We start from the raw sequence: 20,418 nt of genomic DNA on the forward strand, positions 1-20,418 counted from the left end.
CCCTTTCATGATGATGTTCTATAGTAGTTAAATTTATTTCGTTATCACGTTAACAATTTATTATGATAAAGTAATGAAGCAAAAAAATCAACCCTTCGATTTCAAAGTTTCGAAGAGTTGAACGTAAAAAAGGATGCTCGATCGAGCATCCTTTTTGTGCGTTTTAACCTACACCACCAACAGTTGGGTCTTGGTGAATACTCATTACTGGATGGTCGATTTTTGAAGTTTCGTCATACTTCGGCGCTTCAGTTTGTGAACCGAATGTTAGAGTGAAACTTAGTAACATAATACTAATTAATGATCCTACTTTCTTCATTAGTGATACACCCCCTTTTACGTAACTCATTTAAAGGCAATTGAGCATAGAAGTAATCTTTCTCTTTTACAAACCTATCGTAAGAATTATAAAAATAGTGATTATCATCCGTTGCTAATCCCATATAATATTCTTGAAAAGGTGTGAGACTGTTCTTTTTAGAAAGTATATCTAAAGCGGTCTCTTTATCACCTTTTACTGCCATAAGGTGAGCTTTTTCTACAAGATCATCTGTTTCAATACCTTCCGTAATCCCATTTACACCATAAATAAACGGATACACTAGATTTCTAATTGTGTAGTCATAGAAGTCCAAATGATATTGGTCTGCTATATCCATTGCTTCTTGAAGGTATTCATCAGATTTCCTATAATCATCGAATGTATATGTTAGCGCCAATACAATAAGCACATAACATTTCTTCTCTTGATTGAATACATTATCTATAATATTTTTAGCGTATTTCCTAGCTATTTTCGTTTCATTTCTCTTCCAATGATATAAAAACAACATCTCATTCTCTCGCAATTGAAAATAAATCCTCAATAAAGTATCGTCTACATTCAGCATTAATGGTGTTAAAGATGTATCTAAAAGGTCATTTAACACTTCATACTGGTCCAACTCAAAATATCCATAAATCTTAATGAATATAAGTAGACAATTTAGAGACGGGTCTTCAGTTTTAAATCCATTGGAGAAATCTATTAATTCACCTTTGAACTTTTTCTGTTGTTTGCGATGCAAGATGATCTGATAAACTTCAGCCCACTCTTGGTTAACTTTGTTCTCTGAGTTGCGGTTTTGTTCAATGAGCCGCTGCATTTCTTCATGAAATCCGTTCATATACAAGAATTCCATACCTACGCGCTGATTCTCGTAGGATTGACAATTTAAAATAAACTCTCGTGCAAGAAAGATTGTAGTCTTAATGTCCACTTCCTTAGAGAGTTGTTGCAGTACTGAGAATAAAGAAGGTTCATTGTTGCCTATGAGATCGTGAACCATTTGCAATTGCTCAGAAGAAAATACTTGCATTCGGTTTTCTTCTTTTTTCATAGTTTGATCCCCTTATTCACCAAAAATATAATTTATGCGTATCGCAAACATAGGTCAGTATACCCAACAAGTGCCAGACCCTCACTAGAATACAGGAAGTTTATCATATATATGACATGAGTCAATGGCACGTTTAGACCATCTATACTTATATTATAATAAAAACTACTAACATGCTATCCATAATATATAAAAATATGAAATTATATCTTGAATTTGTCCGCCATTTCAACTAGGTCTTCCTATTTACGTTCCCTCTATTTAAACAAAAAAACTTGAAGTTGTTTTAAATACAAACGCTTTCAAGTTTAGTATACACGATTTACATTTCAATTAGAATTATTTTACATAAAAAAACTGTCGGCATACGCCGACAGTTCTAGAACTTTTTCTCTAAGTCTTCAAGCATCGCAATAAGTTGGTCCACATCTTCCACTGAAGTTTCTTCAGGGTTCATGCCTTCAATTCTTGACATAATCGATGCAAGACGGGTTTTGAGCTCTTCCATTCTTGATTCATTCGTCATAGTAAGACTCCTTTGTTGTTCATTCCATTCATTATGTTAGTAAACTCCGAACGGTTTGTCTATGGAGGGATTAGGAAATCAGGGAAGCGTGCATGCTATAATAAGGCCATGATGTGCTGGAGGTGTAACTATGTCAGAAATCTGGAGTCAACTCTCATCTATCCTATCTCACGATATAGCAGTGGCCATTTACGTGGTTACTGGTACATACGTACTCGTACGGGTGATCAGACGTTCAATTCGTTCTTTCTTTGATCGAACGGATTTCATAGAGGAACGAAAGGAAAAGACTCTCGAATCCATGATTAACTCGCTCGTTTCTTATACAGCCACTTTTGGTATTATTGTTTACTTGTTAAGCGTTGCTGGTGTCCCCATTGCCCAAATGCTTGCCGGGGCCGGTGTGCTTGGTATCGTCATTGGATTCGGTGCACAAAGCTTGATTCGAGACCTACTTTCAGGCGTCTTCTTCCTCTATGAGAAGCAGCTTCACAAGGGGGATTTTGTCTCGATTAATGACCAATTCATTGGCACAGTTGAAGAAATCGGACTGCGCTTTCTAAAGGTACGCGAATGGAGCGGTAAGTTGCTTACCATTAGCAATGGCCAAATTACAACCATTCAAAACTATAATATCGGCCATATGCGCGTCATTGAAAAGGTGACCGTGAGCTTTAAGGAAGAGCCAAATCGAATCTTTCAATTGTTAGAGGAAATTTGCGACACGCTTAATGAACAACTTACCCCATATTTAAAGAAAGACTTAAAGGACGACCCGTTGCAACCATTTCAAGTGTATGGCATGACATCGTTAAACCAAGAGCATCGTGGCTATGAATACACGATTATTGGACTCACAGATGATTTAACTTACTGGACTGCTGGCAAAGAAGCTCGACGAATTATTGCACAGCGCCTCTACGAAGAGGAGATTGAGATGTCCTTACAACACATTGACATTCCTACGAAAAAGGAAAGCTAGGACCACTCCCAGCTTTCCTTATTTATTTCAGTTGGAAAGAAAATGAGACATGGTCTTGAATAGGAATCCAGGCCCCTATCCCTTGACTCGTTACATTCTTCACAACGAGACTTTTCTTCCATCCCTTAAGCTCAATATATACTTCGCCAAATGTAACAGTGCCCTTCTCATTGACTGCCGGTGCATAGCCGTTCAAATAACCCACTTTCTCAGCAGGAATCCCGTACTTATTATCTTTCTTCGTTCCCTCTCCTATGACTGTATGGAACGACAGAGGAAGCTTCGTGTTCTCTTGAGCCTTCAACAACATCATACGCTTAATGTCTTCACTGTTCGAGATCTTAGTAGTTAACCCACCTTTAATGTGTTTTTCTGTTTCCTGGTGGTAATTCATTGTTTTCGGTGCGTCACCGCCGATGTTGTTCAATTGATTCGTATTAATTTGTTGATACTCCCAATTAATGCTTGTTTCCTTTGTATTATAGCTTAGCGGCCAATGACCCATGTAGATTAAACCTCGATAGCCAATCGCAGTATAAGACGGCTTTAAATTCGTTTCATTTAACATACGGATAAGCTCAGGGTTGGTGATTTCCTCTTCAGAATGCTCCATAAGTTCTCTTGTGAGTTCACTTGGTTCTAGAATGGTCTGGTCTTGTGTGGAGTTTGGATATGTGTTTTCTTTAGAAATGTTCAAGACGTGGCTCGGAATGGATCCTTCCGCACCTTCCTCGGCTGGTTTGTCCACCGCTTGAGAAGTGGACGGAAGATCGGCAACAAGCAAGAATAAGAACGAGAATGTCGCTAACATGAGTTTATGCATCCGATACAGCCCTTTCTTTTTTTCCTAGTTTTTTCGAAATGGGCGCTCGGTATGCACAACAATAGGAAATTAAAAAAAGCTGGTTGAACTCAACCAGCTTTTTCTTCCCCCAACATGCGGTTTAACATCGTCTTTGTCTTCGGTTCAAAGAAATTAATCGTAGGGCCAACGAGAATTAAAATAACGACTGTCCCAACTCCTATAGGCCCTCCGATGAGTAACGCAAAGACAAAGGCCAATGATTCAGTAATCGTTTTGGCTTTAGAGATACTAATGCTGAACCGTTTTTGAATGGCAACCATGAAATTATCAACAGGATTTAAAGGTAACTTCGGTTGAATATACATTGCTACACCTAACGCCAAGATTACAATTCCACCAACTAGAGCAAGACTCTGCTCAACTAAGATGGACGGTGACCAACCAACCAGAACCTTTAATAACCAAAAGTCAATAAGCGGTCCGAGTACGGAAACCGTGACGACTGCAAATACATCAGGGAACTCACGTCCAAGCAAAGCATTCACAACAATAAGCAGAGCCCCTATGATCATGACCCATGTTCCAATCGTCAATCCAATCGCATTTGTGAGACCTGCATTTAAAGCATCCCAAGCTCCCGCACCTAAATCCGCTTTAATCGTTAACGAAACTCCGAGAGACAATGTCACTAATCCTACGAGAAAGAACAACGTACGAATAGAGATATTCCTCAATACCATTCCCCTTTCGACTGACAGTCCGCATTCATCATTCATTTATGAAAATTACTTATAAGAACAGAAAAGTGACTACCAATAAAAGGCAGCCACTTTCCATTTTATTCATTTATTTCGATACATTCAAGAGTTTCATTAATTTCAATACTATTCACAACACTTTGCACCATGGAACAATTTTTCGAGGAGAGTTCAAGGTTCTTGTTTAGTTTCTCTGGGTCCAAGTTCTTGCCTTTCACCACGTAGTGCAGGTTGATTTTTTCAATTCGATTTGCTTCTTTCTCGTTACGTTCTACCTCAGCCGATACTTGAATATCCGAGTAGTCAATGCGCTGCTTGTCTAGGATCTTGCGAAAGACAGATACGCTGCATCCTGCAATTGAAGAAACCATAAGCTGAAATGGGCGGAAACCGTATTCCTCATTCCCTGAAATCTCTAACGTTCCAAATTCAAAGGAGGTACGAACTCCTTGGTCTTTCATATAAAATTCCATGTGGGTCACTCCTTCATCCATTTGTCTATTTGTATTGTAACCTATACACCTAATAAGATAACGTAATCTGCTTCTCAGCTGGTCACATTCCTAGCTTAACATAATAGAAATGCCTACTAACAATATCTTGCCAACCCCTCTAGACCCTAGTAGCATGTACGTGTACATAAAGAGGAGGAACGACCATGAAACTAACCCGATTCCGATTCACCGTGCTCATCCTACTCGTGACCATATCAGGGTTCACACAAGGCATGTTGCTACCACTCATCGCCATTTTACTTGAGCAAAATGGCATCTCATCTACTCTGAACGGCTTACATGCAACCGGACTATATATTGGCGTTCTAGTTGCTTCACCATTTATGGAGAAGCCCCTTCAACGTCTTGGATTCAAACCGATAATCGCCATTGGAGGGATCTTAGTTTTCGTCTCTATGGCTTTCTTTCCGTTCTATCAGGCGCTTTGGTTTTGGTTTATGTTAAGAGTTGTGATTGGAATTGGGGATCATATGCTTCACTTTGGTACCCAGACGTGGATTACAACAGCTTCTGATGCCAGCAATCGAGGGAGGAATATCTCCTTCTATGGATTATTCTTTAGTCTCGGGTTTGCCATTGGTCCCCTTATGACACGACTCGTGGACATTCATCCGTCTCTTCCTTTCTTCCTATCTTCTGGTCTTAGCGTCATCGTCTGGGGATGCCTCTTCTTCATTAGGAACGAATGGCCAGAACAAGGCGGAAGCGTATCCACTTCGACAAGTTCTTGGTATCGGTTTGGACAGACATTTAAATATGCATGGATCGCTTTTCTCCCACCGTTTGGTTATGGGTTCTTAGAAGCTACCTTACACGGGAACTTTCCGGTTTATGGGCTAAGAATCGGACATGATGTTGACACTTTGTCCCTGATCATCCCCTGCTTTGCTGCCGGGAGCTTATTACTTCAAATTCCACTTGGCGTGTTGAGTGATCGATACGGACGGAGGCGCGTGTTGAGCATCGCCCTCCTTATTGGCGTAGCTACTTTTTTCCTAGCGTCTCTTCTTGAACATTCCGTTGTCGCATTATTCTTCTTGTTCACTGTTGCTGGGATGTTTGTCGGCTCTATCTATTCTTTAGGAATATCCTTTATGACAGATTTACTTCCCAAATCGTTGCTGCCAGCAGGGAACATCATGTGCGGAATTTCATTTAGTATAGGGAGTATGATCGGTCCATACATAGGTGGGGTATTTATGGATTACGTACCGAGCGCTTCTTTCTTTCACGTTGTTTCAACGACACTCTTCCTAATCAGCCTCCCAATTGTAATCTCTAGAAGAAGGGAACTCCGTGCCGCTCAATCATTCAGCTAGTACGTTCACACATTTTCACCACTCCTTGGACAATAACCTAGCCAGGTTATTTCAAACCGCATACCATATTCTGTACAGGTTAGTGACTGATGCGGAACTAACGGAGGTGAATGTGTTGCCATTTTACTACTATCCAGGGTTTAGAAGACCTGCTTTCCGCCGTGGCTACCGTAGAGGCTATCGTCGAGGGTACCGACGCGGATTCCGAGCGGGTAGATTCTTCCCACCTTACTATTAAGCTAAGAAAGCAAGCATGCCAACCTAGCATGCTTGCTTTCTCCTGGAGTTTGAGATGTATGATTTCTGAACATAGCGAATATAGTAAACCATCTTACTCGAAGGAGGCCACATCTATTGAACAACGATGTTGAATCCACCATCCGTCTCCTCCAAGACAAGGCTTATGAACACCAACGCACTGATGGCAGCTTCTCCTTTTGCTTTGAGAATAGCCCGATGACAGACGCTTGGATGGTTATCTTATTGAAATCTCTTGGTGTGAAAGACGACTCTTTCATCGCTTCTCTAACCGACCGCTTGTTGCGTCTCCAACACAAAGAAGGATATTTTGAGCTATATAAGGATGAGGGAAGAAATCTATCGGCTACGATTGAAGCCTATTATGCACTCCTACTAGCACAGGTCGTAGACCAATCGGACGAACGCATGAAGCGAGCTGAAGCATTTATTGTTCAGCATGGTGGTTTAGAAGCCGCTTCGTCACTTACTAAAGTCATGCTTGCTGTAACTGGACAGATGGAATGGCCTCGTGTCTATCACATCCCAATCCTCTTTGCCCTACTTCCACCAACTGCCCCTCTATCCTTTTATGATTTCGGTGGCTACGCCCGTGTGCATATGTCTCCTATTCTAATTCTGAGTGATTCAAGATTTAAACTGATTCGTCGAGGTTCTCCAACACTCACCCATCTACATAAATATAGAGACACTACTTCCACACAGGATATGCGAGAAAGGGACTTTCTTCAGGCTGTACACGAAGGATTAAAGACACTAGTTGGCATTCCTAATGAACTCGTTAAACGCGCAAGAAGAACGTTGGAAACTTATATGCTTCAAAGAATTGAGCCAGACGGCACACTATACAGTTATTTCAGCTCCACTTTCCTTATGATCTACGCACTCTTAGCCCTAGGATATTCAAAGCGTGACCCCATCATCATCAAGGCAATCCAGGGACTGAAAGGACTAAGGTTCGAAACGAAACTTGGCATTCATATCCAGAACTCCCCCTCCACTGTATGGGATACGTCACTCCTTACGTACGCACTTCATCAATCTGGAATCACCCAAACTTCTTCTTCCCTTGTAAAGGCGGTCTCTTATATAGCTAGACAGCAACATACCCGCTTTGGCGATTGGGCCAAAAACAACCAAGCAGCGACGCCAGGTGGGTTTGGGTTTTCTCCTACTAATACAATAAATCCAGACATCGATGATACAACTGCTGCGTTACGTGCTATCCAACCACATCTCACCAGCTCCTCTCCACTTCGTAGCGCTTGGGACCGGGGATTGCGTTTTGTCTTAACGATGCAGAATAGTGATGGGGGATGGCCCGCATTTGAGAAAGATACCTACAAATCAATCCTTACCTATACTCCCTTAGACGGTGCTGAAGCTGCGGCCATCGATCCCTCTACAGCTGACTTGACTGGAAGAACGCTTCATTTCCTTGGAAAGGACGCCAACCTCACCCTTCTACAACCGAACATTCAGAAGGCTGTGGAATGGCTCATTAGTCATCAAGAGAAAGATGGTTCCTGGTATGGGAGGTGGGGGATTTGTTATACGTATGGGACTTGGGCAGCATTAACAGGCATGAAAGCTGTTGGCGTATCCCATGAAGACGATTCCGTGCAGCGAGGGTTGGAATGGTTAGAACGGATTCAACTTCCTGACGGGGGTTGGGGAGAATCGTGCAGAAGTGACGTCGAACGCTCCTACATTCCCTTGCATCACAGCACCATCTCCCACACCTGTTGGGCCTTAGAAGTCCTGCTTGCATGGAACAATGAGATGACTCCAGCTATTGAGAAAGGAATCAAACGGCTAATCATGTTGGTCCACGAGCCAGATGCATGGTATTCCTACCCGACAGGGGCCGGGTTACCAGGGGATTTCTACATTTACTATCATAGTTATAACATCATCTGGCCTTTACTTGTACTCAGTGAATACCGAAAGAAAGCATAAAAAAAGCAGTCCAATCGGACTGTTTTTTTATGCTTGATAATGAAATTTCTTCTCCAAACGTTCTTGAAAGGCTGCAATGATGATACAAAGCGGCCAATAAATCAAGGCAGTGGTAATATACATCGTAAGCGAATCACCCGTCCGCCCAGAAACCGTTTGGGCTTTCTGAAACAATTCTGGAACTGTTATGACCGCAGCAAGGGAAGATGCCTTCACAAGGTCAAGGAAGATATTCGTTAACGGAGGGAGGGCAATCCGGATAGCTTGCGGCGTAACGACGTACCATAGCGTCTTCCAGTATCCAAGGCCTAACGCCTTACTGGCTTCCCATTGTCCCTTTGAAACGCTAGATAATGATGAGCGATTTACTTCTGCAATGTACGCCGCGCTATTCAAGCCGAAACCAATAACAGCAGACGTATAAGCAGTCAACGTTAAGCCGACTAATGGTAAACCGTAATAAAGTATAAACAGAAAGACCAAGATTGGGGTTCCTCGCATGAACGAGATATACACCCTCGATGGCCAACGAACAAGTAGACTACTCGAACTCCTCCCTAATGCAAGAAAGAATCCTAAGAGTAAACCAAACGCCATCCCCGCGAAGGAAACAGCTATGGTCATAGGAAGACCCTGCAATAGATAAGGAAGGTTCTTCCATGCTAACTGTGGATTAAACAACTCTGTAATTTGCAGGTTGGAAAGCGACTCTAGCACAACCTATCCCACCTTAATAGTCAATACCTTCAATTTCTTTAATCTCGCCTTCCGGTGGCGTAGATGCGTCTTCTCCAAGGAAGAACTCTTTAGAAATCTCAGCGAACGTACCATCTTCTTTTAGTTTGTCGATGGCTTTATTGATGTTCTCTTGTAGCTCTTTATCTTCTTTGGACATAATGATTGCTTGTTCAGTAGGATGAACCTTAATGTCCGGATGTAAAACTAGATCAAACTGGGGAAACGCGTTAATCCCAAGCTTAGAAGCGTAGTAATCATTGATGATTACATCTGTACGACCATTGTCTACGTCGCGTAGATACTGGTCATTCGTCGCATTTCCGTATGTTTTCGTAGTTGCACCATAATGTTCAGCAATGTCAGCGAATACAGTAGTAGCTGCTCCACCATTCACTTTACCTTCGAGGTCTTGGAGTGTTTCAATTCCACTTAACCCATCTTCACGCACCACAAGCGTTGTATAGGAGTATTTGTATGGGTCACTAAAGGCGAAATTTTCTTTCCGTTCCTCTGTAATTTCGATATCGTTAATGGCCACATCAATACGACCACTATTAATCGCTGCCGTCATGCCATCAAAGCCCATTTGTTCGAAACGTACCTCAATACCAGCTTCCTCTGCAATCGCACGCATGACTTCAACATCATACCCTGTTAATTCGTCAGAATCCTCGTCTTTATAGGAAACCGCTACGAGTGTACCAGATGTTCCCACAACAAGTTCTTCTTCTCCGTCTTTCACTTTATCCCAAGTGGACGCTTCTTCTGAAGACCCACAAGCAGCAAGCACGAATATAGTTAGTAAACTTATGGTATATAACCATAATTTTCTATTCATGGTGCATTCTCCTTTATATTAAAATGTTTGAAATACCTTCAATACTATAGCAATCGTAGACAGCATTTTCAACTGATTCACAATGTTTAAAAAATGGAACGAATCCCTCTCAAACTGCATAATCGTACATATAGATTTAATTTGTTGACTTAGGGGAAAATTCTGCTATGATTAAAACAGATACTACATTAAAATTATTATAATTAAAAACAGTTCTCAATTAGCTGTCTACAAGGCAGCTATTGTTGTTTCACACACTTATTGAGTTTGTTTATCATTCTCAATTACGAAAGAGAGTTGAGAAAAATGTCGACTGAAGCTAAAACGGTTCAACCTTCTTCCCATCCGACGTCCACCTCAAAGGACAAGGAATTTTCACCAAAACGATTCAACACCTTACAAGAGCACGGAGAGCTCATTGCCGCTTTAGTAAGCGGGGCGCTAATCTTAGTAGCATGGATTTTGCAAACGCAACTATATGACACAGCCTCTGCCTTCTTGTATGTAGCAGCATTTATTATCGGGGGGTTTGCGAAAGCAAAGGAAGGTATTGAAGAAACCATTGCTGACCGCGAACTAAATGTTGAGATGCTTATGATTTTTGCAGCGATTGGGTCCGCTTCGATTGGTTACTGGACTGAAGGCGCCATCCTTATTTTTATCTTTGCCTTGTCTGGCGCATTGGAAACCTACACAAATAACAAAAGTCAGCGAGAGATCTCTTCCTTAATGGATTTGCAGCCTGAAGAGGCTTTACTCCTAACGAATGATGGTGAACAACTTGTTCATGTCTCCGATTTAACAATAGGAAATAAAATTCTTGTCAAAGCCGGAGAACGCGTTCCAGCTGACGGAATTATTGTAAAAGGGGCCTCATCCCTTGATGAAGCAACCATCACGGGTGAATCTCTTCCTGTCTCAAAGAAAAATGGAGAAGACGTATTCGCTGGGACTGTAAACATCACAGGAAGCTTAACTGTCGAAGTAACGAAACATGCGGATGAAACGCTCTTTCAAAAAATTATTTCACTTGTCCAGTCTGCTCAAAGTGAGAAATCTCCTTCTCAATTGTTTATTGAACGGTTTGAAGGGACCTACGTGAAGACGGTTCTTATTGTTGTAGCGATTATGATGGTGCTTCCCCACTTTGCCTTTGGCTGGTCGTGGCAAGACACCATCTATCGTGCCATGATTCTTCTCGTCGTCGCTTCACCTTGTGCGCTTGTTGCATCCATTATGCCGGCTACCTTGTCGGCAATTTCAAATGGGGCACGAAATGGAATGCTCTTTAAAGGTGGCGTTCACCTCGAGAACCTTGCCCATGTAGAAGCCATTGCCTTTGACAAGACAGGTACGTTAACGAATGGAAAGCCAGAAGTAACCGACGTCGTGATTATCCACAACGAGGAAGAAACCTTACAAGTTGCTGTTGCCATTGAACGTGAATCCAATCACCCTCTCGCTCGGGCAATTGTCTCTTATGCAGAGCGCAACCGTACATCAGAAGATTATTCAGTTGAGCAAATGACTGATGTGTCTGGAAGCGGCGTGACTGCTGTTGTGAATGGTGTGGAATGGAAGCTTGGCAATGCCTCTTTCGTAGGGAAACAGGATGCCAATTCGTTTCATAGTCATGTGGCGGAACAATTCGCTAGTGAGGGGAAAACGCTGGTGTTCATCGCTAAACAAGATAAGGTTGTTGGCGTGATTGCTTTAAAAGATACAGTAAGAGAAGACACAAAAGCTGCGATCCAAGCTTTAAGACAAAAAGGCATTTATACCATCATGTTAACGGGTGATCATGAACTTACTGCCAAGGCAATTGCTACAGAATGCGGGATCGATCAATATGTGGCGGAATGTTTACCAGAAGACAAAGTACGCGAAATTAAGCGCTTGAAAGAGTCCTTTGACCACGTCGCTATGGTAGGAGACGGAATTAATGATGCTCCAGCACTAGCCACGGCGAATGTGGGGATCGCAATGGGTGAGGGAACAGACGTTGCCTTAGAGACAGCTGATGTTGTATTGATGAAGAATGACCTCCCTAAAATCCCTAGTGCCTTCACACTTTCGAAACGAATGAATCGAATTGTAAGACAAAACGTTATTTTCTCGATTGGGGTTATCACACTTCTAATCATCTCAAATTTCCTTCAAATACTTGACCTGCCGCTTGGAGTCATTGGCCACGAAGGAAGCACGATCCTGGTTATTCTAAACGGATTACGCTTATTGCGTTCTTAGTCGTCTAATCACACAAAAGTTGTCGATTTATTTCGAGGCATATTGAGACAAACGTTATGCAGCAACTGAAAGAGAGACCAACTCGACTAAGAGTTGGTCTCTCTTTATTAGGTTTCGTTCACCTTAGTGAAAGTCGTTTTTCTTGTTTTGCGTACCACTTGTTTTATGTTTTGCATCGTCTGTCGTTTGTTTGCCTTGGTTTTTGTTATTTCGAGCTTGTTGGTTTCGTTTGTTGTTTGCCATGTTGGATGACCTCCTTGTATTTCACTTATAGTATGTGCAATGACGTAGAGACCATGCTTAATTTCGAAAGGCTTTGCGCTTCCTTAACATGGCATTAATTTCGCCTCCAATAAGGACAATCATTCCTGTGAGATAGAACCAAATCATTAAAATAATAATCCCACCTAGGCTTCCGTATGTGGATGAATAATTAGCGAAATTAGCGACATAGAACGAGAACAACAAGGACACCACTTGCCACGCTACTGTAGCAAAGACTGCTCCTACAAGCGCTTGACGTAAATGCACCCGATGATTCGGAGCCAATATGTATAAACTGGAAAGAACAAAAAAGATTAATAAGAACGAAGTAAGCCATCGTAGCGCTTCCCAAACTGCTATGAACTCATCAGAAACTCCAAAATAAGACGAAAGCGTTGATCCAATGACCTTTCCGAATACAGGCAACAACAAGGCCACGATCATTACGATAAACATTGCAATCGTTAAGAAAATCGCGATAAATCTTGATAGTAAAAACGGGCGATTCTCATCCACCTCATACGCATGGTTGAAGGCACGCATAACCGCATTAATTCCATTGGAGGCAGACCATAACGTCCCAATGATTCCGACAGACAATAGCCCTCCCCCTGCTTCAGGGAGATTAGACGTGACTAATTCCAATGTATCTGATGGAGTGTAAGCCCGTACATAGGCTAGCACTTCTTCCTGTGTAATCGGCAAATAACCCACAAGCGCAAATAAGAAAATCATAAAGGGAAACAAAGACAGTAGAAAAAAATAGGCGAGCTGAGCAGACAAACCCGCCACCTCATGGTCAGAGAAACGCTTTATCAATTCTTTAACAAAACGGACCGCTTCACTCAATATCGTTATCCCCCTTATGCCTAAGAGGACTCCGTGAATCCTCTATTCCGTTTTCGTTTGATTTGTGGCTGCATCAGTTTCATTACGGGTTTCTTCACTCTCGGTGACTTTGTCCAAATAGCCTTCAACTTGGTCAATGACAGACAGCACCTCATTGATGCCATTATTTATTGTTCCTTCCCACTTCGCAAATGATGAACGAATGGAATGAACCGCTTCAGATGGATGACTGCTATAATGCTTTACTTGTGAAGAGGTTTGTTTCAGACAGCTCACCGTTTTTTCTCGTGTAGTGCGGTCGAACATAGACACCGCCAATCCAACTAATGATCCAATCGCTACAAATTTCATTAATTTACTTTCACTCATTTTGCCCTCTCCTCCATTTTATAAAGATTTGTCCTCTTTTATGCGTTTCAATAAGTGATGACATCCTTCTACAACCAATTCATACGTATAGTCGAAGTTGTCTGTCATATATGGGTCTGGTACATCCACTTCCTTAGGGTTTGGGACATACTCCATCAATTTGACGATTGGTGCATCTTTATTCAGCTTTCTCAAATTCCTCACATTACTCGAATCCATGGGCACAATGTAATCAAATACATCCCAATCTTCTTCTCGAACTTGGCGAGCTAGAATCCCATCCCATGAAATGTTCTCACTCTCGAGCTTCTCTCTCGTACCTGCATGAGGAGTATTCCCTTCATGCCAGTGACCCGTACCAGCCGAATCCACTTCAATTACATCTTGTAGCTGTTCACGTTTCACTAAATCTCTAAAGACCGCCTCCGCCATCGGAGAACGACAAATGTTGCCAAGGCACACGAACAATACACGTACCAACCCAATCACCTACCTAACTTATTCAGCGTTACCCCTTATTGTACTTGAAATGAGCAAATTGGTTAAGCAAGCACTTCTGAAACCACATTTAATCCACACTTTTTTCTACACCCAAAATTGGCTATTGACATTTATACAAAATTTTCGGAATATTTTATATATACGTTCGTCCATTTTATTTTTGGGAAGCTTTGTTACATGTAAATGTAAACACATGAAGAGTAGATCAGATAGGTCAAAGGAAGTGAAACGGTGTAATAACGAGGCTCAATGAAGACGGACACGTCCTGTAGTAATGCCGTCTCCCCTCCTTCATCTTATCCAACTCAACACTACATGTAACAGAGTCAATTAGAAAGGGGTTTTTCATTTGGGAAAAGAGAATGAAGTTACATTGCAACGTGTACTCGACACAATCAGCGGTTGGGTATGGGGGGTCCCGTTACTCGTTCTGCTTGTCGGTACAGGAATTTATTTAACGTTACGCCTTGGCTTCCTTCAGTTTCGCACCCTTCCTTACGCACTTCGACTCGTATTTTCTAAATCTCACAACAACGATACCAAATCAGAAGGTGATATTTCTCACTACAAATCACTCACAACTGCACTCGCTGCTACAATTGGGACAGGGAACATCGCCGGTGTGGCCACTGCCATCTTCTTAGGTGGACCGGGTGCTGTATTCTGGATGTGGCTCACAGCCCTATTCGGTATGGCAACCAAGTATGCAGAAGCCATCCTAGCTGTTAAATACCGGATTACCGGAGAAGATGGGAAAATGGCTGGAGGACCGATGTATTACTTAGAGCGCGGGTTGAATGCGAAGTGGCTTGGTGTGTTGTTTGCTGTCTTCGGTTCCATTGCTGCGTTTGGTATTGGAAACATGGTTCAATCAAATTCTGTTGCGGACGCACTTGAAACAACGTTTAATATCCCTACTTTCGCAACTGGTGCAATTCTGTTGATCCTTACTACAGCTGTTATACTCGGTGGAATTAAGAGTATCGGAAACGTGACAGCCTTCTTCGTGCCAATTATGGCAGCTTTCTATGTCATTGCTGGACTTATTATCATCGTTATGAACTTCGACCTTGTACCAAGTGCCTTTGGACTTATTTTCTCTGATGCCTTCTCAGGTGAAGCTGTTGCAGGGGGAGCAATCGGAACAGTAATTCGATTTGGGGTTGCGAGAGGCGTCTTCTCTAATGAAGCGGGGCTTGGTTCAGCACCGATTGCCGCTGCTGCAGCTCGAACAGACTATCCTGGTCGCCAAGCACTTGTATCTATGACTCAAGTATTCATTGATACCATTGTCGTGTGTACGATTACGGGGCTTACCATTGTTATGGGGAATAAATACGGAGGAGAGTTAGATGGTGCGGACTTAACGTCTGAATCTTTCGCAACATTCTTAGGGAGTACAGGCTCAATCATTGTCTCTATAGGACTTGTCTTCTTCGCCTTCTCAACCATCTTAGGTTGGTCCTACTACGGAGAGCGATGCTTTACTTATCTCTTTAGTCAAAAGTGGGTCCCGATTTACCGTTCTGTCTTCCTCTTACTCGTCTTCGTTGGAGCGATTCTAAAGATCGGTATTGTATGGACGTTCGCAGATATTATGAACGGACTAATGGCCTTCCCGAACTTAGTAGGGCTTCTGCTCCTTTCTGGTGTGGTTGTCTCTGAAACGAAACGATTCCTGAGAGTCATGAAAGAAGAAAAAGCTGAACAACGTGGTTCTGTTTCCACAGATGCCTAAACGAAACCCCCAAGCGCTACAGCGTTTGGGGGTTTCGTTGTTGCAATAAGTGCTCGAACATCTCAGGAGACAACGGTTTACTGAAATAGAAGCCTTGATAGTATTCGCAGCCTTCTTCTTTCAGAAACTGTAGAACATGTTCATCTTCTACGCCTTCAGCGATAACTTCCAAGTTAAACGTATGAGCAAGCTGGATGACCGCCTTGACGATTTCTGCATTGTTCTGATTGCATTTAAGATTCTGGATGAATGTCTGGTCAATCTTTAAATAATTTAGTGGGAAACGCGGAAGATATCCAAGCGAGGAGTAGCCTGTTCCAAAGTCGTCTATGGAAAGTTTTACTCCCATCTCCCTTAACTCCTTTAAGGTTTGCATGCATTCTTCTGTGTTTTGCATGATACTGTTCTCTGTAATTTCAATTTCTAAGTATTCTGGGGGGAGACCCGTATTCTCAAGGATTTGTTCTACCTTTTTTGAGAAGTTATGGCGTTGAAGCTCAATTGCTGACACGTTAACAGCAACCCGTTGAGGAGGATAACCCTCTAGTAACCATTCCTGATTCTGACGGCACGCTTCAAAGATGACCCACTCACCCATTTGAATAATGAGTCCCGTTTCTTCTGCGACGGGGATAAATTTAGCAGGGCTTAAGAGTCCCTTCTGTGGATGAGTCCACCGAATCAATGCTTCCATACCACTTATTTCACCAGTTTGAACATTTACCTTAGGCTGGTAGTAAAGCTCAAGTTCATGAGCTTGTAGCGCTCGCCTGAGATCACCTTCTAAGTTAACCATGTCATGATACGTTTCATTCATATTTGGAGAATAAATAACGACACCCTGGCCCTTATGTAGCTTGCAGTATTGCATAGCAATGTCTGCATGACTAATGAGCTGGTCGCATGTGAATCCTCCTAACGGATAAATGGTCACGCCCATACTTGCTGTAAGAAAGAATTCTTTCTCACGAATCATGATGGGGCGCTCAATTTGTTTTAACACTTCGTTTCCTAGATTTTCGACGTAATCCAAGTCTTCCGCATCATTCACAACGATGACGAACTCATCACCACTAAATCGATACAACTCATCTTGATAGCCTAGGATCTCAAGCACACGTTCAGCAATTGTAACGAGCACTTGATCACCGTATCGATGGCCGAACGCGTCATTGATGTACTTAAAGCGATTTAAGTCAAGGAACAAGACTGCAAAGGACCGACCATTGCTTCTTGATAACTCAATACTACGATCTACGTTCTCTCTTAACTTACGGCGATTGGGCAAGTCAGTAAGTGGATCATGGTACGCAATATATCGAACGCGCAGCTCCGCTTCTTCATGGTCCGTAATGTCTACAGACGACCCTATCACTTCAATGACTTTACCATTCTCAATTACAGGAGAGAGGTTCGTATATAAATACTTTTCATAGAATCGTTCTTTATAAGAAACTTCTTCTCCCTCGAATGCACGCTCATAGTGACGCTGTAAGAATGCAGCCTTATCTTTACCGAACAAGTCTTGTAATTTCTTTCCGTTCACAATTGCCGTTGACATGCCAAGAACACCAGCTAATTTCCCTTCAAATAACGTGAAATGGTATTCTCCGGTGTAGGGGTGACGCTCCACTTTAAAGACTAGATTCACGAGCGCTTGAACCGTACGAAGAAAATCATGAGCAACATGGTCCTTGAATAAGGGATTTCCTTCAAATCCCTGATTTCGGCCGCACAGAATAATCGCCCCTTGGACATGGCTTTGAACGTCCATAACAGGCATAACCGTTGCTTGCATCCATATTTCACCGTGGGTCTTTAACAATCCTGTCCATGTTTCTCCCATACGCATCGTATTCCAAACATCTTGAAGGTTAGCACGATACGAACCTGTATACACCAACTCATATACATCCTCAAATTTCGGTTTGCGATGATTGCTCGCTACGAGGAATCCAGAAACATCATTGGTCTGCACAATTTCTCCGCTATCATTCAATACCATAACCGATAGCGAATTAGGAGCATTCTTAACAGAACCTGACTTCATCATGTAAGCAGCCAGCGACTTATGAAGCTTTCCACGGTCTAGTTGCCTCCCTTGTAACACCCGAGATTGATCGACCGCGTCACTTATTCGTTTGTATAATTGGTCTAATAGATATGTCTCCGAGTATAGTAAATCCATATGCTCCACCTTTACCCTTACCTTATTCTTTCTGTAAACGCTCGACACTTCTTTTTACTATATCGGTCATAGTGGAAAAGTGTTTAACTTCTTCCACATGTTCCATACTATTCAACAGACACTTTCTCCACACAACCTGGACCGTCATTCTTCGCAGAGTTCACCATTGAGTGTACCGGATAAGCCTCCAACTCAGGGGGTGAAAATTGGCGCAGAGCGTCGTGGACTTGTTTCGCATTACGGGTCTCAGACTGAATCCACCATTGTTCTTGCTCTTCTGGAAGGATGATCGGCATACGGTGATGAAGGGATTCCATAAACGGATTGGCTTCCCGTGTCAGAATTGTGCATGTAACAAGATCCTCATCGCCATCACGCCACCTATCCCATAATCCTGCAAATGAGAAGAATGATTGTTTAGGCGCATAGATTCGGTAAGGTTGCTTCCTCCCATTCTCTTCCTTCCATTCAAAGAAACTGTCCGCGACAATAATGCAACGCTTTCGCTCCATTAACCGTTTGAAGCTCGGCTTTTCATGGGCTGTTTCAGAACGCGCGTTAATCATTTTATACCCAATAGATGGATCTTTCGCCCACACAGGCACAAGCCCCCACTTCAAATACCCAGCTCGATTGTTCTCTCCATCGTGTACAACTGAAAGTACTTGCTGTCCCGGGGCAATATTGTACCTAGGGGAACCCCCCTCTAGTTCCTGTTCAATGTGGAAATGAGTAAGCACATCTTCTGGTTGAATCGTAAATGTAAATCGTCCACACATTGTCTTCATCCTCCTTAAGCTACTCCTACTCTTTCCTATACTTTTCGTGAACATTCCTCATTTTCCTTTTTGTAAGGTCAAGTAGATAGGAAACCATAAATTAGATAAACTAGAAGAACAAGGTGGTGTAGAAGTTGAAACTTGAGGATTATTCACTAGTCATCTTTGACTTGGATGGGACGTTGTACGAAGATACCGCTCACTTCTCCTTATTTGCAGAAAAGCTAAAGCACGAACTTCCATTGGAACGGCAGCATGCATTTGAGCGGGATGAGAAATGTGTGCAGAAGGGGGAGCATCCATTAGCGATTGGAAAGGTTTACGATACTTTAGAGGATATCATTTGGACGTGGGATCCTTTTACGGACATGCTAATTGAACCGTTAACATGGGATGGGAAAGAAGCGCCTATTGAGCAGAAGTCCATTTCATTTCGCGCGAGTGATGTAGACTTTGATCGGTGGTTATCGATTGGAGATGGATGGTGGCCCCCATATGTGTTAGCCAGGCATCATGGCGTTCCTATGGAGACTTGCCATAAGGTATACAACGAAACAAAAGTGGTGATGTCAAGCGAAGGTGGATGGATGACAAGGACGGAGGGGTTACGAAACACACTCCTTAGCTGGAAAGAGCAGAAGCATCTTGTGCTCGTAACCAATAGCGACAAAGAGGATGTTATTCGAATTCTTTCTAAATTAAACCTAGACGATGTGTTCTCTCATATTATCCCTTCCGCTATGAAGCCAAAAGAAACAGAACATCATTTCAAATCGTTATTAGAAACGTACAAGCTTGAGCCCCATGATGCGCTATCAATTGGAGATAACTTCATCAATGAAATAGCGCCCGCACTAAAGTTAGGGATGGCTAGCTGTTGGCTTACACCAGATGAGCCCCCAATCACACACCCTAATTTATTTGCAGTTTCTTCACTCAAGCAGGTCTTCTAATGCTTGAACAAGGAACAGGATAGTACGCGTTCTCCATATTTCATTTCTCCTGTAGGATGAAAGCCAAATTGATAGAAGAACGAAGCAGCACCAACATTCTCTGGGTCATGACTTAAGGTAACCTCTTGCTGGTTCAGCTTCATGGCCCACTTTCTTAAGTCTTCCATTATAAGCGTAAGCGCTTCTCTTCCATATCCCTGCCTCTGGTATTGAACATCGATCATAAATCGATACAACCATAATTGGCCATCTTCTTCATCCACCCCATACATCGCAAACCCAATCATTTCTCGACCATGATAAATTCCCATTGCTTTAAATTCACCAAGAAACTGATATTGGGCAAGAGACAACACATTGGATGCAATCCATTTCTGTTGTTCTTCAGTTACTTTCAACAGGACACAGTCTTCCCAGTTATTCTTTGTTACTGGCCAGAGCTTAATCACATCG

At 42.4% G+C, this 20,418-nt stretch carries 21 protein-coding genes; 7 read left to right on the top strand and 14 right to left on the bottom strand.

The features are described 5' to 3' along the window. Positions 1-163: 163 nt before the first annotated feature. The 3 genes from H513_RS21510 to H513_RS21870 all read right to left on the bottom strand — a co-directional run bounded on the left by H513_RS21510 (position 164) and on the right by H513_RS21870 (position 1,905). Complete coding sequence (locus H513_RS21510; RefSeq protein ID WP_154655199.1) at positions 164-319, bottom strand: hypothetical protein; 156 nt, start codon at positions 317-319, stop codon at positions 164-166. Further along, positions 294-1,379 carry an AimR family lysis-lysogeny pheromone receptor gene (locus tag H513_RS0106700; protein WP_026800056.1) on the bottom strand — a complete coding sequence of 362 codons (1,086 nt, stop codon included), beginning with the start codon at positions 1,377-1,379 and terminating at the stop codon, positions 294-296. The genes H513_RS21510 and H513_RS0106700 overlap by 26 nt, the downstream gene beginning before the upstream one ends. 379 nt (positions 1,380-1,758) lie before the next feature. Next, complete coding sequence (locus H513_RS21870; protein WP_169449931.1) at positions 1,759-1,905, bottom strand: SE1561 family protein; 147 nt, start codon at positions 1,903-1,905, stop codon at positions 1,759-1,761. Positions 1,906-2,035: 130 nt separating this feature from the next. Here H513_RS21870 and H513_RS0106710 point away from each other — a divergent pair, with 130 nt between their 5' ends. Continuing rightward, positions 2,036-2,887, top strand: coding sequence for a mechanosensitive ion channel family protein (locus H513_RS0106710; RefSeq protein WP_026800057.1), 852 nt, complete (start codon positions 2,036-2,038; stop codon positions 2,885-2,887). A 22-nt stretch (positions 2,888-2,909) separates the two neighbouring features. On the opposite strand, the gene H513_RS0106715 is transcribed toward H513_RS0106710, so the two are convergent. The 3 genes from H513_RS0106715 to H513_RS0106725 form a co-directional block, all read right to left on the bottom strand. Beyond that, the gene (locus tag H513_RS0106715) at positions 2,910-3,710 is read right to left on the bottom strand and encodes a YfkD famly protein (RefSeq protein WP_026800058.1); all 801 of its coding nucleotides are present in this window, start codon (positions 3,708-3,710) and stop codon (positions 2,910-2,912) included. Positions 3,711-3,799: 89 nt separating this feature from the next. Next, the gene (locus tag H513_RS0106720; RefSeq protein ID WP_026800059.1) at positions 3,800-4,426 is read right to left on the bottom strand and encodes a YczE/YyaS/YitT family protein; all 627 of its coding nucleotides are present in this window, start codon (positions 4,424-4,426) and stop codon (positions 3,800-3,802) included. Positions 4,427-4,530: 104 nt separating this feature from the next. Beyond that, positions 4,531-4,923 (bottom strand): OsmC family protein, encoded by a 393-nt coding sequence (locus H513_RS0106725; protein ID WP_026800060.1) that lies wholly within the window; start codon positions 4,921-4,923, stop codon positions 4,531-4,533. A 185-nt stretch (positions 4,924-5,108) separates the two neighbouring features. On the opposite strand from H513_RS0106725, the gene H513_RS0106730 reads away from it, so the two are divergent. From H513_RS0106730 to H513_RS0106735, 3 genes are all read left to right on the top strand, one after another. Next, positions 5,109-6,284, top strand: a complete 1,176-nt coding sequence (locus H513_RS0106730; protein WP_026800061.1) for an MFS transporter — start codon at positions 5,109-5,111, stop codon at positions 6,282-6,284. Next, the gene (locus tag H513_RS21515) at positions 6,262-6,522 is read left to right on the top strand and encodes a hypothetical protein (RefSeq protein WP_154655200.1); all 261 of its coding nucleotides are present in this window, start codon (positions 6,262-6,264) and stop codon (positions 6,520-6,522) included. The genes H513_RS0106730 and H513_RS21515 overlap by 23 nt, the downstream gene beginning before the upstream one ends. A gap of 116 nt (positions 6,523-6,638) precedes the next feature. Then, entirely contained in the window at positions 6,639-8,501 is a 1,863-nt protein-coding gene (locus H513_RS0106735; protein ID WP_051239730.1) for a terpene cyclase/mutase family protein, read from the top strand. A gap of 27 nt (positions 8,502-8,528) precedes the next feature. Here the strand turns inward: H513_RS0106735 and H513_RS0106740 are convergent, their stop codons facing one another. Next, positions 8,529-9,218 carry an amino acid ABC transporter permease gene (locus H513_RS0106740; RefSeq protein ID WP_231572076.1) on the bottom strand — a complete coding sequence of 230 codons (690 nt, stop codon included), beginning with the start codon at positions 9,216-9,218 and terminating at the stop codon, positions 8,529-8,531. A 13-nt stretch (positions 9,219-9,231) separates the two neighbouring features. After that, complete coding sequence (locus tag H513_RS0106745; RefSeq protein WP_026800064.1) at positions 9,232-10,077, bottom strand: transporter substrate-binding domain-containing protein; 846 nt, start codon at positions 10,075-10,077, stop codon at positions 9,232-9,234. 306 nt (positions 10,078-10,383) lie between these two features. Here H513_RS0106745 and H513_RS0106750 point away from each other — a divergent pair, with 306 nt between their 5' ends. Then, a complete protein-coding gene (locus tag H513_RS0106750) occupies positions 10,384-12,324 on the top strand; it encodes a heavy metal translocating P-type ATPase (RefSeq protein WP_026800065.1) in 1,941 nt (646 codons plus the stop codon). Between the two features lie 300 nt (positions 12,325-12,624). On the opposite strand, the gene H513_RS0106760 is transcribed toward H513_RS0106750, so the two are convergent. The 3 genes from H513_RS0106760 to H513_RS0106770 are packed head-to-tail and all read right to left on the bottom strand — an operon-like array spanning position 12,625 to position 14,286. Continuing rightward, positions 12,625-13,437: a YihY/virulence factor BrkB family protein gene (locus H513_RS0106760; protein ID WP_026800066.1), complete on the bottom strand. Its 813-nt coding sequence runs from the start codon at positions 13,435-13,437 to the stop codon at positions 12,625-12,627. Positions 13,438-13,479: 42 nt separating this feature from the next. Further along, a complete protein-coding gene (locus H513_RS19710; RefSeq protein ID WP_036769412.1) occupies positions 13,480-13,806 on the bottom strand; it encodes a hypothetical protein in 327 nt (108 codons plus the stop codon). 18 nt (positions 13,807-13,824) lie between these two features. Beyond that, positions 13,825-14,286 carry a low molecular weight protein-tyrosine-phosphatase gene (locus tag H513_RS0106770; RefSeq protein WP_026800067.1) on the bottom strand — a complete coding sequence of 154 codons (462 nt, stop codon included), beginning with the start codon at positions 14,284-14,286 and terminating at the stop codon, positions 13,825-13,827. Positions 14,287-14,680: 394 nt separating this feature from the next. Here H513_RS0106770 and H513_RS0106775 point away from each other — a divergent pair, with 394 nt between their 5' ends. Beyond that, complete coding sequence (locus H513_RS0106775; RefSeq protein ID WP_026800068.1) at positions 14,681-16,045, top strand: alanine/glycine:cation symporter family protein; 1,365 nt, start codon at positions 14,681-14,683, stop codon at positions 16,043-16,045. A gap of 16 nt (positions 16,046-16,061) precedes the next feature. On the opposite strand, the gene H513_RS19715 is transcribed toward H513_RS0106775, so the two are convergent. Together H513_RS19715 and H513_RS0106785 are read right to left on the bottom strand one after the other, a co-directional pair. After that, the gene (locus H513_RS19715; RefSeq protein WP_051239732.1) at positions 16,062-18,233 is read right to left on the bottom strand and encodes a sensor domain-containing protein; all 2,172 of its coding nucleotides are present in this window, start codon (positions 18,231-18,233) and stop codon (positions 16,062-16,064) included. Between the two features lie 107 nt (positions 18,234-18,340). Then, positions 18,341-19,021: an SOS response-associated peptidase gene (locus H513_RS0106785; RefSeq protein ID WP_338048991.1), complete on the bottom strand. Its 681-nt coding sequence runs from the start codon at positions 19,019-19,021 to the stop codon at positions 18,341-18,343. A gap of 125 nt (positions 19,022-19,146) precedes the next feature. Between H513_RS0106785 and H513_RS0106790 the strand changes: the two genes are divergently transcribed. Further along, positions 19,147-19,965 (top strand): HAD family hydrolase, encoded by an 819-nt coding sequence (locus tag H513_RS0106790; RefSeq protein ID WP_026800070.1) that lies wholly within the window; start codon positions 19,147-19,149, stop codon positions 19,963-19,965. On the opposite strand, the gene H513_RS0106795 is transcribed toward H513_RS0106790, so the two are convergent. Further along, entirely contained in the window at positions 19,962-20,414 is a 453-nt protein-coding gene (locus H513_RS0106795) for a GNAT family N-acetyltransferase (protein WP_026800071.1), read from the bottom strand. The two genes, H513_RS0106790 and H513_RS0106795, sit on opposite strands and share 4 nt — an antisense overlap. Between the last annotated feature and the right edge of the window lie 4 nt (positions 20,415-20,418).

This window comes from Pontibacillus halophilus JSM 076056 = DSM 19796 (assembly GCF_000425205.1).
Taxonomy (GTDB): Bacteria; Bacillota; Bacilli; order Bacillales; family BH030062; genus Pontibacillus_A; species Pontibacillus_A halophilus.